We start from the raw sequence: 16,983 nt of genomic DNA, 5'->3' as shown, positions 1-16,983 counted from the left end.
CTGGTTGAGCAAAGGAAAAGTAGCCGCTTGCTTTGTGCAACAGCCGCGTTTTGTGGTAGAGAGAATCAGCGAGAAGCTTGGTGGAGTAACTTTGCTAGCAGCAGCAGTTGCTCTTTATTAAACACTTGAGCCAAAACCTTTGCCGCCGCCCTAGGTTCTACAGGCACGGCGATTTGTTTGATGGATGTCGGAGTGGGTTTTGACTCCGTTGGGCTGGGTGGCCCTTCCCCAACTGCCACCTTTGCCGGCGGAATTGGGGCTGTAGTTGCTTCAGGGGAAGCTGCCAACAGCCGCAAACTGGCACTCGGCGCGATCGCGTCAGTTTTTCCGTGTGGCAACAGATCGCTAGCCTGCTTGAGTTCCTTAATTACAATCGGTGCCAAGGTGGCATAAGTATTTTTGGGATTAGCGATCGCTCGATTTGCAGTTCTTACCAGCACTTGCCAGGTTTTTATTTCAGCACTCATCTGCACGAGACGACTGCACAAAGCGCAAAGTTGTTGACGATTTGCGGGTGTTTCTGCTTGTTTAAACAGCGGCAACATTTGTTTTAGCACCCCAGTCACCTGAGCAGAAATATCTGGAGTTGACGTTTTGCTCGCTTCTGGAGCGCTTCCTGCCGCCCCAAGCAGGTGGTTAAGGTGTGCCTGTAACTTAACAAAATTAGGTTCTGCTGCTTGTACGATTTTCTCGCCTTCCTCTTCTCGGAGACCAAATGGCCCCTGAAGCTGGTCAACTAAGTGCTTAAGGGTGTCATACCCTTCTAAAAACATGGACTCCAGATCGTTATCGATATTGACTGGATGTTCCTTGAGGAGCTTGAAACAATCCTCAAACCGATGGGAAACTTTTTGAATACTGTTGAAGCCCAGCATCGCTGCCCCTCCCTTGACAGAATGGGCGGCGCGAAACATTTCATTAATCCTTTCTTGATCTGCCATTACGCCTCGCAAATCCAGTAGCCCTTTTTCCAGGGTTTCGAGGTGTTCTTTTGCCTCCTCGATGAAAAAGCCCAAAATCTTTCCCGACTCCACGGCAGCATTCCTCAAAACAACAATTTTGTGTAGTCACCTGGTTATGGGGGAGTCGTTCCTGGCAGTGGATTTTTCCACTAGGCACTGTTTACCCCTGTTTCTGTCGGCACGCCTCAGGTTGAAGCGCAACTAAGTTTGATATACGTTGGAGACTGTTCCTAAAATAGCCGAAACCACCAATTTAAAGCTTGGTAGCAATACTTAAATTAGCAAGTGCTAATTTTGCCATTGCGTGAAAGTATTTTATAACTAAGCTTCAAAAAGCTGAAAGGGGAACCAGCGGCTTCTAAAACAAACAACACTTCACAGTTACCTGTTGACGGGCGAAGTCACCGGGTTTGATTGTCGCCTTCCTTGTGTTTTCCATGAGAATACCAGTGCATGGAGGGCGAACCCGTAACCTCTGGCGAAGCCGATAGCGGCGCGGATTCGCTTAGTCGTGCGCTGTCTGGGCTATAGGAAGCATAGAAACGTAGAAAAAAATAGAGTTTCCAAATCAGTTACGAATGCGAAGGGCTGAATGCAAGTACGATTTTCTCTGCCTCAGCCCTCAGCCCTCAGTCCTCAGTCCTCAGCCCTCAGTCCTCAGTCCTTACCCCTTACTCCTCTTACCAAGGATTGCCAATCATCGTGAAAGCTGCCCAGTAGTAAGGATGCGTTAGCTGCGTGTCGCCCCGGTTGGCGAGTTCGGGTGGCAGCTTGATGTTTCCTGTGGGGAGGCGCAGTTCGCCCGCCTCCAAGCGTACCTGCCCCTTGAGCATTGCTATCTGCGCTTGCCGTAAAGCTTCTGACTTGATCGGGGCTTTCTTCAATTGGGCATAGAAATCCGCCATCAATCCTTGAGTTCCCTCGTCGCTGACATACCATAAACTGGCTACAACTGATTTCACCCCTGCCAGCACTGCTATGCCCCCAAAGCCTAACTCTGCTTGTTCATCTCCCAGTGCGGTGCGACAGGCACTCAGTACCAACAATTCCACTGGCGGGTCATTCCAGCCCAATTGGCGCAGCTGGTTGAGTCGTAGCTTGGTATCCCATAACTGAATGTAGGAGTTTTCGATTTTCCCAGGTTTAAATTCGCCATGCGTCGCCAGGTGGATAATTCCATAAGGCTGTTGCTGACGCTGTGCCTTGAGATTTCCTAGCGTAAATTTCTCGTTGAGGAAAGATTTCCCCGACCACAGCGTCGGAGTGATGATAGATAATTCAATCGGCACGGCTGGTAAGGAATTCAGTTCGGTAAACTTTGACGCGCCCATTGCCAAAACTTGAGTGTTTTTGATATTCACGTAGCGGGTATCGGTGAGGCTGAGACTGGGCATCATGCCGATGCTGTAGTTTTCCACCAGGAACTGTTGACCATTGTGGAGGGCAGCCATTGGCAGCGATCGCAAACCTGTATCCATCAGAAATACTAGGTTTTGGATACCTCTAGCTTGTAAATCGGCTTCTAAAGGTGCCACCATCCACTGATAAAGTTCCTGAGATGGTGCCAGGTAGCCATTGAGTTTTTTAAGGTTAGTAACTTCGCTGCGGAATTGTTTAGCGACTGTGAGAACTTCTTCGCGTGTTGTCCCCTGCACCCGTTTGCGAATTGGTTGACCCTTGGCAGTGATGACAACTAATTCGAGTTGGTCATTGTCTTGGGCGGGAAGACTGGTAGCGGGAGTAGCGGCGGGTTGCGGGGATGCTTGACTGAGGGCAAAGCCTTGGGGATTAAACTGCCAAAGGATGTCTGATTCTGGCGATGTTGCAGGTAATAGAGTCTTATCGGTAGCTGAAGGAGGTGCCGCCGTGGCAGGAACAAAAGTGATGTAGATAAGTGCCGGTTTTACCCCAGTCGATTTTTCAATGTTTTGAAGAATATCGCGGGCTTCGGTGAGGGTTCTAATCGGAGTATCCGCACTTCCACTAAAATATTGCTCAAACTGGCGCGTGAACGGTTCGTCTAGGTCAGCGAACAAGGTGTCAACTTCCGCGAGAGCCGAACTGGCAGACACCGACAATTGGGGCGTTAGCGTTTCCTGTGGAGGCTTGATTTCCTCTGGCAGGGGGCTCGGTGAAGACGGTGTATCAGGTTGATCGGCTTGATCGGCAGTAATGAGCTGAATCTTGCCCTGAGTATAGCTGCCGGGGAAAGATCCTGAAGCAATTGTATTGCCTGACCCAGTTGTTAATACTCCGGCTGTGCCGTTATTACTAGCGTTGCCGACAACGAAGGGAACGTTTTTGGAACCGCCTCCGTGGCGCAGGATGATGGAACCTTCACCAGCACCCCCAGCGGCGGAAATACTTGCTTTTTGCCCATTTTGGTCAGTGAAGGTGCCCGTAGCTCGAAACAGACTTTCGGTGGTAATGTCAACGATGCCCCCTTTGCCTCCCGTTCCGCCTTGGGCATTAATGAAGCTAATTTGAATGTCGTTTTCGGGGTCAAGGATGACATTACCAGCATCTCCGAAGCTAGCGCTGGAATTAATTCCCAGCGTTGTAATGCTGTCAATGGCAGATACAAAGATATTCCCGCCTTTCGTGGTGCCTGATGCGGTTAAATTTCCGGTTTTTATCGCGGCTGTTTGGCTGATGAGGGTAATATTTCCGCCAACCCCATTATCAGAATGAGAGTCGATGTTAGCAGTGGCAAGGTTGTTTTTAGCAGTAAGAGCGATCGCTCCCCCATTTCCCGTCGTCTTGCTAGTATTGAGCGAACCTGTACTGATACTATTGTTCGCTGTTATTTTGATCCCGGTAGCCGTAATATCTTTTGCGATGACATTGTTGCCGCTATTTACTGTCAGATTATCTAGAAAATAACCATTTCCTCCCACTGCATCCTGGAAAGTGACATCACTGCTGACACTGATAGTTAGGTCGGTACCATTGCCGCTATTAGCGAGGATACCGCCAAAGGTAATCGAGCCAGCGCTACTACTGAGTTCTATCGGGTTTTGACCGACGAGGTAAACATCGCCGCCATAGTTTTGAATTCCACTGGTGGTGACATTCCCGCCGATGACGCTACTCCCCTGTATCGTCACGCTGGCTGTATTGACGCTGCCATCCAAGCTAGTGAAGCCACTGGTGTTAGCAGTTAAAGCTCCGATGGAAGTGCTGTTGCCCACTGCATCAGCGATTTGAATGTTGGCGGTACCGGCAGTTAAAGTGAGGTTTTGCCCCCCTGCGCCCGTTCCGTTTGTCTTACCACCGAGAGCAATATCACCACCCGCTTGAGCGCCGGTACTGAGGGTGATGTCTTTACCCAGAAGCGTATCGCCGTTGATAGTAATGTTTTGATCGGCGGTAGCGATATCTGCGTTGAGGGTGGTTAATCCAGCATCAAGGGTGATGGAGGCGTCCCCCGTGCCTGTAATGGCTCCATTAACCGCCACTGAGCCAGAGGGTGCTTGAACGGTGAGAGGATCTTTGAAGGTGACACCTGCACTGTCGATTGTAATGGCACCACTGCCGTCAAGGCGTCCAATTGTAATAGAGCTAAAGCCATCTTGCAATTGTCCCAACTTTGCGGCGGTCAGATTCAAACTATCGGTTACAGGAGTCGCATTCCCAACCTGAATATTTTTCGATGCTGTTGCGGGTGCCAGTCCAATTTGGTGTCCCGCACCGCTGACTGCCCCATTAAAGTTAATCTCGTCTGCGGTTAGGGTTGCATTGTTATTCAGCGTCACGGGAGTATTGAAACTGATGATGCTGCCGCTGCTTGTGGTGACGTTGCCATTCAGGGTGACATTGGAGGCACTATTGACGCTCAAATTGCCAATAGGTGTAATGTTGCCGACAGCGTTTCCGAATGTAATGTTACCCGTGTCTGCATTCAGCGTCAGATTTTGACCGCCTGCACCCGTGCCATTGACCGTTCCGGTGATTTCGATGTCACCGTCCCCATAACCAGAACCATAACCATAACCAGTACCACCGATTGTGGTGAATGTGGCATTGTTACTGAGCAAGACATCGCCAGTGAGAGTGATATCGTATCCAGAACCATAAGCACCGCCAGAGGAATTGAGATCGCCTCCAATTGCGATCTTGCCACCTGCACTCGTTATCAGGTCAATATTTCCACCATTAAAAAAAGTAGAAAAAGTAGCACTGGCGTTGAGGAAGCCTGTAGTAATGTTGCCAGTAGCATCAATGTTGATATTCCCACCTTGGGTGGTAATGGTAGTAGCGCTACTGTTGAAAGTGTTGCTCAGGCTACTGAAGTTACCGCGATTCGTGTTAATGGGAGCATTAATTGTTACATTGTTTGCTCTAGTTCCCGCACCTCCTTGACCTTGAAGCACGACATTTAGCGCGTAGCCATTACCGCCAATTGAGCCATTGAGGGTAATATCATTGGCTGCCGCAAGAGTAAGAGTGACAGGACCCCCAAAAGCATATCCCCCGCCAATCGTTGCATCAGCATTCTGAGTAATATTCCCCACCTGGGTGCCATAAGGATTATTGGTGGAGATGATGACGCTATTGCCGATACTAAGGGCGTTGTTGATTGCGCCATTACTAACCGTGGAATTGTCGGTAGTAGCCGTGAAATTTGGTGAAAAGCTGTCCAAGCTACCGCTATAACCGCCGCCATTGATAATAGTGATATTCGAGGGATCGAGCAACCAAGTGCCGGGAAGACCTTTAGGGGCGCTGGCATCCGCAGCTTTGGTGACATCCAGGTAAACTTTACCAGAAGTTTCGATAAACCCGCCGTTACCGCCTTGTGCGCCGCCACGGGCACTAATGGTGCCATAGGTACGAGTGGCTTGATCTGACCAGACAATGACTTTACCGCCATTGCCATTAGTAATGGCATCGGCATTGAGGGTCACATCTGCGCCGACAAAGGTGAAAGCAGCGTTGGGTACGCTGCCTTTACCCAGATAATCTCCGCCAATCAATACTTGACCGCCGCCTGCATCTCCGGAGGCATTCACGCTGGCGTTCCCAACTAAACCAACTTGATTACCCAATACAGCTACTGCGCCACCAATACCAGCTTGAGTATTGGAGGTATCCAGCTTCCCAGAGACAATTGCAGTTCCCGGTTCTGTGGGAATGGTAATACCCGATCCGCTTAGCACCACTTGTCCCGCACTGTTGACGGTCATTTTGGTGGCATTAGCGACGCCTCCACCCGTGAGTAATTGCGGTAGGGAGGGAGGATTTGGTAGCTGGGCGTTGAAGGTAGAGGGTAAGGCGGATGGCTTAATTTCTAAACTCAGCACATTTCCCGCTTGCGATATCTGCACCGTCTTGTTGCCCGGTACGGCGGCTACGGTGATATTACCCCCTGGTGCTTTGAGTTCTCCGGTGTTGACGACAGTACCGCCGATGAGAGTGAGATTTTTTCCCTCTCCCACCGTTAAATTCCCAGCGTTGATAATGCTACCCGGCTGGGATGTGGTAAAGGCAAAGAGATTGGGCGTGCCTACCAAGTTGGCGTAGTTATTAGGATCGAAGGCATTGAACCAATTGTCACCAATCCCAATTCCGGTGGCGGTGGTGGCGGTAAAGCTTCCTGGTACGTTCAAACTGGCACCCGAACCAAACACAATGCCAGCCGGGTTCATCAAGTATAAGTTGGTGGAGTTGCTGCCGGAAACTTGGATAAGTCCGTTAATAATAGAAGGGTTGCCACTCGTGACGCGACCCAAAATATTGTGAATGGATGGGTTAGAGAGAAAGTTGGCAATTTGATTTTGTTCTAAGCCGAATTCGTTGAAGCTGTGGAAAAGATTTCCTCCATCGGCTGAAAGTTTTCCACCAGTAATATTAAATTGATTGCCAGAGGTGGTGACATTGGTGTTGGTGCCGCCAGGTGCGGTGGTAATTGATTGTGCTTGGGCAAAAGTTGGCGAAAGGCTACAGGTGAGGGCGAGAAGGCAAGAGGCGATGTTTTTGGCAATCGGTAATCGAGAATTAGTAATCGAGAATTGGTAATTGAGAATTGATTGCTTTTTGCGAACTAATAGGACTTTGGAGTTGAAGGGAAAATGGCTGAGGATATGCAGTTTTACCGAAAAGCGATCGCTTAATCCTCTCCTTTGCAGTGCCCGTGCGATCGCTTTGCAGGCGTTTTTCGCCTGTTGCTTGGTATAGGTGTGCGAGTCACTCGCCTGATGGCAACGATAGTAGTAAAGTGGCTTGTTGATATGCCGCACTTCGGCAACTTCTGACAGTTTCAGGCACAGATCGTAGTCTTCAACGTAGTCGAAGGACTCTTCGATTCCCCCCACTTGGTCGAAGAAACTGCGACGCATCAACCGGAAGTGAAAGGTCATAAAATCGAGCAAAAGCCGCTCTTTGGAGTAGGGGATGCGACAGCGCTTCCCGTAGTCGATGACTTTGCCGCTTTGGTCGATGTCAATGTAGTCGGTGTAGACAAAACCTACCTCCGGGTTCGCCTCCAGCACGGTTGCTGTCTCTTGCACTGCTGTGGGGGCAAGCAAATCGTCACTATCTACCAAACCGATGTAGGTGCCGGTAGTCTGCGCGATCGCTGCTTGCAAGGCGCTGACTCGTCCTTGATGTTCTGCTGCAACTACCCGAACTCTGCGATCGCGGGCTTCGTAGTCACGGGCAATTTCTACAGTTCTATCTGTAGAACCGTCATCCCACACCAGTAGCTCAAAGTCTTGCCTAGTCTGCGCCAGAATACTTTCAATCGTGGCAGCAAGATAAAGTTCCCGGTTGTATGCCGTGATGACTAGGGAAATGGGTACGAACATGGGAAGACTCCGGAGGTGTTAACTCTCGTTGCCGAAAGTCATGCGAGTGCTAACTAAATTATTTTCTTTTCTAGAATACTCCTATGGATAGTTGCATTGGTGAACTTCTTTATACAATTCCTCCTAGAGATTTGCCTCACATCATGCTCCGGACGGGCGGTTGAAACCGTACAGCGACAGCAAGCACACAAACGAAACCTGCCGGGAGCAGGTTACATTTGTATCGATCGATCGCTGAAACTCTAAAAATCTACGCCACGCTTCAAGTCCACCCCTCTGTCAGCGTAATGCTTATGGCAAATCATCTCTGAATGGACGCTGGCAAGGTCAAAATACGCCGGACGATTTAGACAGCGCCCCGTGATAATCACTTCCGTGTCGCGGGGTTTGCGTAGCAGTGCGTCTACGATTGGTTGTTGATCCAGCAGTTCTAAGTCAACTGTGGGATTGAGTTCGTCTAAGATAATTGTCTTATAAAGCCCAGACGCGATCGCTGCCCTAGCAATCTCCCAACCGCGTTCAGCTTCCACATAATCTAGTTCTTGCTGTTGTCCGCGCCAGACAATCGCATCTTGTCCGCAGCGCTGATGATCGACTAAGTTTGGGTAACTTTGTTGCAAAGCTGCGATCGCGGCATCCTCAGTATATCCAGTCCCACCTTTGAGCCACTGCATAATCAGCACTCGGTGCGACTGATCCTGACTAATCCCGCGCCCAATCGCCTGCAATGCTTTACCCAATGCGCTAGTAGACTTGCCTTTACCAGCACCCGTATAGATTTCTATCCCCTGTAAAGGCAGGGAAACCCCGTCCCTACCTTCGGTAATCGGGTGGTGCGGCTTCATCTCAGAGTGCAAATCCGCAATTTCTAGCAGTTGTTGGGGGGCAGCCCGACCTGTAACAATTACTTCCAACTCCTGCGGTTTATGCTTGAGCGTCCGAACCACTTCCTCCACTGGCAACAAACCCAAGTCCAGTAACGGGTTCAGTTCGTCCAGAACTAGGACAGAATAGAGGTCAGATGCGATCGCGCCTTTTGCCACATCCCAACCGCGCTGCGCCTCCTGTCGGTCAAAGCGCGTTATTTCCTCCGCACCAAAAAATTCTGACCGCCCTGTGCGAACTTGGTCAATCAAGTGAGGGAAGCCTTGTTGCAAGGCTGCGATCGCCCCATCTTCATCGTAGGAGCGTCCTGGCCCTTTGAGAAACTGCAACAGCAGCACTCTCGTTGCTAAATCAGTATTAATTCCCAGCCCAATTGAGCGTAACACCACGCCCAGCGCTGCCTGGGACTTTCCCTTCCCCGCCCCATCGTAAACATGAATCTGACCGACGAGACGCTCAGAACGCACTTGAGCCGTGCGAATGCCGATCCCCATTCTACTCATAATTCTCATGAATCTTAGCTGTCACAAACTGTTAACAATAGCAGCTTAGAAGGGTAAAGTGAAAAGAATCAAGAGTAGCCGTTCCACAAAAGCTAAAGTTGAGACTAGAAATAGGTAGTAGGGGATAGGGAGTCAATTGTCCATCATTCAGTTATCAGTTCTTTTTTCTCTTCTACTGAGTTATTTCTCGCGCTAAACTACCCACCCCTCTACTTAATTTATGAGTATTTCAAATATGCTTTCTTTACATAAAAGATTTCTTGATATTCCCAAGTTGGCAGGATAATAGAACTAAAGAGCAAGCTGCCATCAACAACATCAAAATTTACGTCTAAACTTAATTAAACAGGTGTTAGAGAGACAACCTTATGCTTGCAAATGTTTTCCCGCTTCAAACGATTTTATTTCAATTTTTATTGCTGTTGGTTGGAATTGCGATTGAATCATTCATTTTATACCGACAATTAAATCTTAGTCAAAGAAGAAGCATTGACTATGCCATTTCGATTAATTTATTTTCAACGATTTTGGGTTGGGTAGTTTTCTTTTACGTACATCCTTGGCTTCCCCGATCGCTGAAATCTCAGTTAATCAGTTATATCTTTTTTGATCGATTCTTTCCATTTGCTCAGTCGTCCAATATTGTAACAGAACTAATCTTAAGTGGCTTTGTTGTCTTCTTTGCCACCTTTATCGTTAAACTAAAAGGATTAGAACTTTTACAAATGTTACTGGAAACACCGTCTTATGGGGAAAGACAAAACCAAGAAAAGTTCAACCTACAAGATTTTCGACTTCTTACTTTTAATTCCAACCCTCTTTTAACTAATACTATTTTTCAGGCTAATATCTACAGTTTTGGGGGATTCGTGTTGCTTCTATTTATTCGGACTCAATTTAGTTAAACTACAAACATTTTTTGAGTTAATCATTTTTTGATAGATGAATTTAAATTTTAGTTGCGACCAATTTATCAAGTTAGGCTTAACTTAATAAAGACTTACAAAGAATATGGCATCGATTCTTGATTTTTTTATTTTCAAATACTTAATTAATACTTTTAAAGTATTATGGAAATCCCTAGCTCCTTCCCGTGCTTATTCCTGGAAAACGTTTATTTATCTCAGTTTCTTTTCTTGGGTGATGTCATTTTTTGCAACTGACTTAGTACATGATATTATCACTCATTGCGGTTGGTTATTTTTAATTATTGGAGTGAGCTGGGCTACAACAGAGAATCCAATAAAAATTTGGGGTATTCCGATTGGTCCTTGGATTACGGGTGCCTTAATCTGTATGTTTTTATTTGGCGATTGGACTGGGAGTATCCCACCGATTGCTTTAATAGTTTGGCCTACGCTTTCATCAGTAATTGCTGTGTTTCCAACCTTTTTTGATGAAAGATTTAAATTAAAAGTACCGGCGCTGCAATTTCGTCAAAGAAGTGTTATTTTGATTGGCAGCAATATGGTAATTAGCTGCTGGATTCAATTTTATTTTATTAGTCAAGATTGGTTAGAACAATATCCTACCTTGCTGTCGGATCATTTTGGGAAAACCACGATGGTATCCCAATCAGCATCTCAATCAACAAGGACTCTTAGAGGTACGGTTATTTTAGAATTTATGGAACCTTTGATCGTACAAGAATTAGAAAATAAACCTTGGTCGGAAGTGGAGCGATGGCTGCTAGAACCTCAACCGCGTATAGAAGCAATTCGGGCAGAAGCCGCAAAAAAAATTCCGCTTGTGGAAGAAGATTTTTGGTGGCGTTATACCTATAATATTGGTTCGATTAACTCAGGATACAATTTACAATTACGCGCAATTTGGCAAGGTCCTCGTTCGCAAACCGAAGCCTATTATGTTGAAAAAAACTGTCAAATTACTCAAAGCTATCAACCAATAGTAACTGGAGCAAGGACGACGCCTAGCCAGACAGCAGCACAAAATATTGCGGTTGCACAAGTCAATTGTCAGCCTATCAGCGAACTAAAAAGCTATGAATGATGAAGACTCGCTCTAAAAGTTATCAATAGAGCTAGGAAGTGGCTGCTCGTGGAAGATAGTTGATCGCATAAAAATTAACTATTAGTAACAAAAAATTTATTTTGTATTCGTGCAAAGGATAAAATATAAATCGTTGAGAGAAATCATCAATGATGATTTAGAAGGACGATGAGTTTAAGCACAGTAAAATCGAGGAAAATAAATGTGTTTCGGGCAGCGATCGAGAGTTTAAAGAGAATTTGGGCGATCGCAGTGAATGGGTTTCGGGAAGTCATCCGCGATCGCGTTCTCTATATCATCGGTTTGTTTGCGCTGTTAATGGTGGTGGCTTGGCGACTATTGCCGGAAGTGGCAGCAACAACAGAAGATAAAATTCTTAAAGATGTTGGATTAGCAGCAATGGATGTACTGGGAACCATTGTTGCTGTATTTGTCGGGACTGGATTGATTAACAAAGAAATCGAAAAGCGCACTGTCTTAGTGTTAATTCCCAAACCGCTCAGTCGCGCCGAATTTATTATTGGCAAACATCTGGGGCTATCAGCCGTTTTAGGCGTCTCGATCGCAGCTATGACGGCAATTTATCTTGGCATCCTCAGTTTAAGTAAGATTTCTTACCCGCTAGGTAGCATTCTGATTTCGGCGCTGTACTTGTTTTTTAAGCTATCTTTACTGACTGCTGTCGCGTTGATGTTTGGCGTCTTTACAAGTTCGCTGTTAGCGACCTTGTTTACATTTGCAGTGTATTTGATGGGACATTCCAGCCGAGATTTAGTAGAGCTGGGAAAATTAAGTCGGAATGTAGACATCGAACGGATCGTAAATGCTTTATATGTGGTACTGCCAGATTTATCTCGGCTAGACCTCAAAAATCAGGCGGTTTATGGTCTTTTGCCTTCTTCCTCGGCGCTTTTAACCGATGCTTTGTATGGTTTGGTGTATACCGTCCTCCTCTTAGCGATCGCTATCATAATTTTTTCGCGACGTGAGTTTTGAGCTGCCTCGCGATACAAACTAGCTAGAAGAAGCGCGAAAGTAAAAGAAGCAAACCCGTCCCTAATCCTTCGTCCGTTACTCCTTGTTTCCAGCTCGTACTTCGCCTCGTGATGCCACAACTGCAACAAGCTCCGTCCCCAGATGCCCTCCGCCTCTTGATCGTGATAGCTTCAAGCGCGGATGTCGGGCTGATTACAAATCCACTGCGGGAAGCGGACATTGATTTTACTTACGAAATTGCCGCTACATCTGCCGCTTGTCGAGAACAATTGCAGCAAAACACCTACGATGCAGTGTTGTCAGTCCAGGGGAGCGGGGATGCTAGCTCAATGACAGATAGGAAGGCTGGGAGGCAGGGAAAACTAGAAAATTCCCCTTCTCACCCCCTCACAGATGTCCCAAGCTCCTTAGAAGCATTAGAGTTAGTCCAACAATCCGGGCAGTTTATTCCTTTGATAGCGATCGCGCCGGAAGCTGAAATCGCCGATGTTGGCTCAGAACAGATGAAACATCTGCCAGAGATTTTGATGCGATCGCTCCACGAATTTGAACAACACCGAATCGAGCGCGATCGCATTGTCAAAATTCAGCAGCAAGCTCAGCGAGAGGCAATTATCAACCGCATTGTGCAAGCAATGCGAGAAACGCTGGTTCTGGAGGAAGTGCTGCAAACCACCGTCAATTTGCTGCACGAAGCGCTCAACCTCAGTCGGTGTCTAATTTTTCTGCCCGATCCCAATCAACAAATGCAGGCTTGCCTTGCTAGCGAATCTACCCCTCAAAGGCATAGCCTGATTGGCGTCTATTGCGGCTTCTACTCCTATTACCATTCCTCCCTTGCTCAAGGTGAGCCGCTGATATTCAACCAAATTGACGACCGCATCCCACTCAAACTGCAAGAATTAGCCAGAGAGTATGAAGTTTGCTCCATGCTGACGATGCCGATGTTGTATCAGCAATCCTTGGTGGGGGGGATTAGCCTGCATCAATGTGTTAGCGAACGGCAATGGACAGAAGATGAAATCGCTTTGGTAAGTGCGATCGCGGATCAATGCGCGATCGCCATCCACCAAGCGCAGCTGTTCGCTCAAGTTCAACAACAAGCAACGCGGGAGCGATTGTTAAATAATATCTGTCAGAGCTTAAATTCCAGCCTCGATCCACAATATATTTTGCAGGAAATTGTGAATCTAAGTGGAGAGTTCTTCGGCGTTGATCGAGTCGCTATCTTTGCCTTAGAACCAGAGGAAATTAAGATTCTCAAAGAATGGCGAGTCAGCGAACAAGTGGTTTCTCTGTTGAACCGCAGATTTCCTCTATCGGAAAACCGCGATGTATTAGATCCTGCCTCCGAGTATTCGGTTCAGCGGGTTTTCCATGCTCCCAAACTCGCAGAGGTTCCTTCTTCTTCCACCCGCCAAGAGCAAATTCAACAGTTACAAATCCTGTCTATGCTGAGAGTGCCGATTTTTATTCGCGGTCAGCTTTTTGGTGGGATTTCGTTACAATCTATAACCCGTTACCGGACTTTCACCGAAGACGAAATTCATCTGCTCGAAAGGATTGCTAACCAAGTTGCGATCGCGCTTTACAATGCCCAAAGCTATGAAGCAAGCGAGCAACTCGTCAAAGAACGTACCCAAGAATTAGAGAAAGAAAAACAACTTTCAGAAGCCGCGAATCGTTCCAAAAGCGAATTTATCGCTACTATGAGCCACGAACTGCGAACTCCTCTGACCAGCATTTTGGGGCTTTCTCGCCTGCTAGTCGATCAAATTGTGGGACCGCTCAATGACAAACAGCAAGAATACCTCACTTCCATTACATCCGGTGGCGAACATTTATTGGAACTGATTAACGACCTTTTAGATTTATCCATGATTGATGCCGGTCGAGAAGAATTCAGCCTAGAAATCTTGTTAGTGGAGGAAGTGTGTCAGGCGTCTATTTCAGTCGTGCGTGAACGCGCGCAAAACAAAGGATTGCAATTAATTGTAGATATTGCCCCAGACATCGCCACCTGCCTAGGCGACCATCACCGCTTGAGGCAGATTTTAGTCAACCTGCTCTCTAATGCGGTGAAATTTACACAAGTTGGCTCAGTTACGCTGAAAGTGGAAAAAACCGCAGACGCCATCTTATTTTCAGTGATTGACACTGGAATTGGCATCGCCGAAGCCAATCATGCCAACCTCTTTGAACCGTTCCTACAGATAGATAGTGGTTTAAATCGTCAATATGAAGGAACGGGTCTCGGCTTAGCTTTATCCCGCAAACTGGCATTCCTTCATGGCGGCAATATCACCGTAGATTCAGAACTGGGACAAGGCAGCTGCTTTACTTTACACTTACCGATCCAGCCACCAGACGAATTGAATAAAGCTTGAAATTCGTTACGATCTGGAGAGTGCTGAGGACTTAGGACTGAGGACTGAGGGAAGGATGAAAAACTTCTCCCCATCTCCTCTGCACCATTTGGAGAGTGCTGAGGACTTAGGACTGAGGACTGAGGGAAGGATGAAAAACTTCTCCCCATCTCCTCTGCACCATTTGGAGAGTGCTGAGGACTTAGGACTGAGGACTGAGGGAAGGATGAAAAACTTCTCCCCATCTCCTCTGCACCATTTGGAGAGTGCTGAGGACTTAGGACTGAGGACTGAGGGAAGGATGAAAAACTTCTCCCCATCTCCTCTGCACCGGAAGCGCCTGAAGCACCTTTGCGTCCTCTGTGATTCGATTTTAAACAAACCATGATAAAGCAGAAACTTGAGCAACTAAAAACCCTCTTTGCAGAAATGGATCGGGCATTAATTGCCTATTCTGGGGGCGTCGATAGTACCTTGGTTGCCAAGATAGCTTACGACGTTTTGGGCGATCGCGCTTTAGCCGTTACCGCCGTTTCTCCCTCCCTCCTCCCGGAAGAACTCGAAGACGCCCAAATCCAAGCAGCCGCGATTGGAATTGCCCATCAAGTGATACAAACGCACGAAATGGACAATCCTAATTACACCTCGAATCCTGTCAACCGTTGCTATTTTTGTAAAAGCGAACTTCACGACAACCTTAAACCCCTGGCAGTTCAACTGGGTTATCCCTATGTTGTAGATGGCGTGAACGCCGACGATTTGGGGGATTATCGTCCGGGAATTCAAGCGGCAAAAGAGAGGGGTGCGCGATCGCCTTTAGCAGAATTAGGCATTACCAAAGCTGAAGTCCGCCAACTTTCTCAACACCTCGGACTTTCCTGGTGGGATAAACCCGCCCAACCTTGCCTAAGTTCCCGCTTCCCCTACGGCGAAGAAATCACCGTCAGCAAGCTGCAACGAGTCGGACGCGCAGAAATCTATCTGCGTAAATTAGGATTAAAAAATCTCCGCGTTCGTTCCGAAGGTGATACCGCCAGAATCGAGTTACCGTCAGAACAAATTAAAGAATTTGTTCTTACCACCGATTTATCCACCCTGGTTTCCGCCTTTCAAGAATTCGGCTTTATTTACGTCACCCTCGATTTAGAAGGCTACCGCAGTGGCAAACTCAATCAGGTGTTACCGCTGGCAGTAAAAGCCTAAAATTCTGGCGTTGTACAAAGTTAAGTTGTACAAAGTTAAATAGATTCTAGGGGATGGGGACGTGTCTACCACCTCAACGCCGATCGAGATTACGATCCCCCATCCTCTCAAAAGTTGCGATCGCTTCTAGCAACTAAATTAGGTTTTAATACAAATCCATCAACAATAATCACTCATGCCATAAGATAGTAGTTTTCTCGCAGCATGGGCACGACGCCCAAGAGTGCGAACAAATGGCATGAAAGCTTCGGCTTTGTCTACATCATCTTCGATCGAGAACGAGCGATCGCTCTGACAAGCAGAATCAGCTTGGAATCGGGAAGTATTGTACGTCAAAGTCTGACTTCTCAATTTACAACTCAACCAAAAAGTAGGGGTACCTGATTGCCGTACCCTTAAAATTGAAATATACGAGGCGAAGTGCGGCGACGATACTACCCGATTATAAGCTTAGGCAAAAAGGCAATTCCTGCCAAACAACGATTCCTCATGAGTTAGCTGTGTGGCAACCAATGGAGGGCAAGGCTAGGGCAATGCATAAACTTTCAGAAATGGTATATTCGACTGTATTTTGGTTAATTTCCGGCTTACTTGTGTGGCTGGTAGTTCTGCCCGCAGCACTCATTACTTTACCCATTATCTTACTGGGAAAAGTAGTCAAACAGCTACTTTTCAAGATACCTCAACAAAATCTGACAGAGGTCGAAATCTTATTAGAAAATCACTCCGAACAGAAACCTAAAAATGCAGGAGAATCGCTTTTGACTTCGTTGCTCATGACAACGCTTGTGGGAGTGCCCGCTCTACTCGCATCAGCCATTTCTTTGCAGCCAATGAGAGTTATTAAAAGAGAAACAGAACTTACCCCAAAGCCTCCGCTACAGCCAACAACAGCACAGACAACCTCATGGATAGAGACTGAGGAAAGTGAAACTTAAACTAGAAAGGCATCAGTGACATTGCCAGACACAGAAAAAATGCTAGGCATCTTATAAATTGGAAAGTCCGGTTTGAGGTAAGGAACCCGGCATTTCCTGTAGGAGCATGGCACAAAAATGCTCTACTCAAAATCTCTTATATTTATTAAAATTTTGTGCAGCAAATTTAAATAACTTACTCAACTATCTAACCATCACCAACAGGGCAAGCGCATCTCAAATGCTATTGACAAGCGGGTTGAGAGTTCTGATCAATTTGGGTTAAACAAGCAGCCAAAATCTTGAGCATGTAATTATTATCCATAGCAGCTCGG

Annotated in this window: 10 protein-coding genes; 6 read left to right on the top strand and 4 right to left on the bottom strand. The window is 46.9% G+C overall.

From position 1 onward, the window contains the following. Positions 1-65: 65 nt before the first annotated feature. From NC994_RS20815 to NC994_RS20805, 3 genes are all read right to left on the bottom strand, one after another. A complete protein-coding gene (locus NC994_RS20815; protein WP_206753511.1) occupies positions 66-1,049 on the bottom strand; it encodes an Hpt domain-containing protein in 984 nt (327 codons plus the stop codon). A gap of 593 nt (positions 1,050-1,642) precedes the next feature. Further along, on the bottom strand, positions 1,643-7,768 hold the full coding sequence (locus NC994_RS20810; RefSeq protein WP_190432197.1) for a CHAT domain-containing protein: 6,126 nt from the start codon (positions 7,766-7,768) through the stop codon (positions 1,643-1,645). A 242-nt stretch (positions 7,769-8,010) separates the two neighbouring features. Beyond that, the gene (locus NC994_RS20805) at positions 8,011-9,156 is read right to left on the bottom strand and encodes a cob(I)yrinic acid a,c-diamide adenosyltransferase (RefSeq protein ID WP_190432195.1); all 1,146 of its coding nucleotides are present in this window, start codon (positions 9,154-9,156) and stop codon (positions 8,011-8,013) included. A 368-nt stretch (positions 9,157-9,524) separates the two neighbouring features. On the opposite strand from NC994_RS20805, the gene fraC reads away from it, so the two are divergent. The 5 genes from fraC (at position 9,525) to larE (ending at position 15,731) form a co-directional block, all read left to right on the top strand. Beyond that, positions 9,525-10,061, top strand: a complete 537-nt coding sequence (gene fraC, locus NC994_RS20800; protein WP_190430429.1) for a filament integrity protein FraC — start codon at positions 9,525-9,527, stop codon at positions 10,059-10,061. A 106-nt stretch (positions 10,062-10,167) separates the two neighbouring features. After that, a complete protein-coding gene (locus tag NC994_RS20795; protein ID WP_190432193.1) occupies positions 10,168-11,166 on the top strand; it encodes a DUF5357 family protein in 999 nt (332 codons plus the stop codon). A gap of 168 nt (positions 11,167-11,334) precedes the next feature. Then, positions 11,335-12,162 (top strand): ABC transporter permease, encoded by an 828-nt coding sequence (locus NC994_RS20790; RefSeq protein ID WP_190430431.1) that lies wholly within the window; start codon positions 11,335-11,337, stop codon positions 12,160-12,162. A gap of 110 nt (positions 12,163-12,272) precedes the next feature. Further along, entirely contained in the window at positions 12,273-14,549 is a 2,277-nt protein-coding gene (locus tag NC994_RS20785) for a GAF domain-containing protein (RefSeq protein WP_190432191.1), read from the top strand. A gap of 363 nt (positions 14,550-14,912) precedes the next feature. Beyond that, positions 14,913-15,731, top strand: a complete 819-nt coding sequence (gene larE, locus NC994_RS20780) for an ATP-dependent sacrificial sulfur transferase LarE (RefSeq protein ID WP_190432182.1) — start codon at positions 14,913-14,915, stop codon at positions 15,729-15,731. 159 nt (positions 15,732-15,890) lie between these two features. Here larE and NC994_RS20775 read toward each other — a convergent pair whose 3' ends face one another. Beyond that, positions 15,891-16,067 (bottom strand): hypothetical protein, encoded by a 177-nt coding sequence (locus tag NC994_RS20775; RefSeq protein ID WP_190413240.1) that lies wholly within the window; start codon positions 16,065-16,067, stop codon positions 15,891-15,893. Between the two features lie 197 nt (positions 16,068-16,264). Between NC994_RS20775 and NC994_RS20770 the strand changes: the two genes are divergently transcribed. Next, positions 16,265-16,669 (top strand): hypothetical protein, encoded by a 405-nt coding sequence (locus NC994_RS20770; protein WP_190413238.1) that lies wholly within the window; start codon positions 16,265-16,267, stop codon positions 16,667-16,669. The last annotated feature ends 314 nt before the right edge of the window (positions 16,670-16,983 follow it).

Origin of the sequence: Trichocoleus sp. AS-A1 (assembly GCF_039962015.1) — a bacterium.
Classification (GTDB): Bacteria; Cyanobacteriota; Cyanobacteriia; order Cyanobacteriales; family FACHB-T130; genus FACHB-T130.
This window is presented reverse-complemented; position numbering and strand designations above follow the sequence as displayed.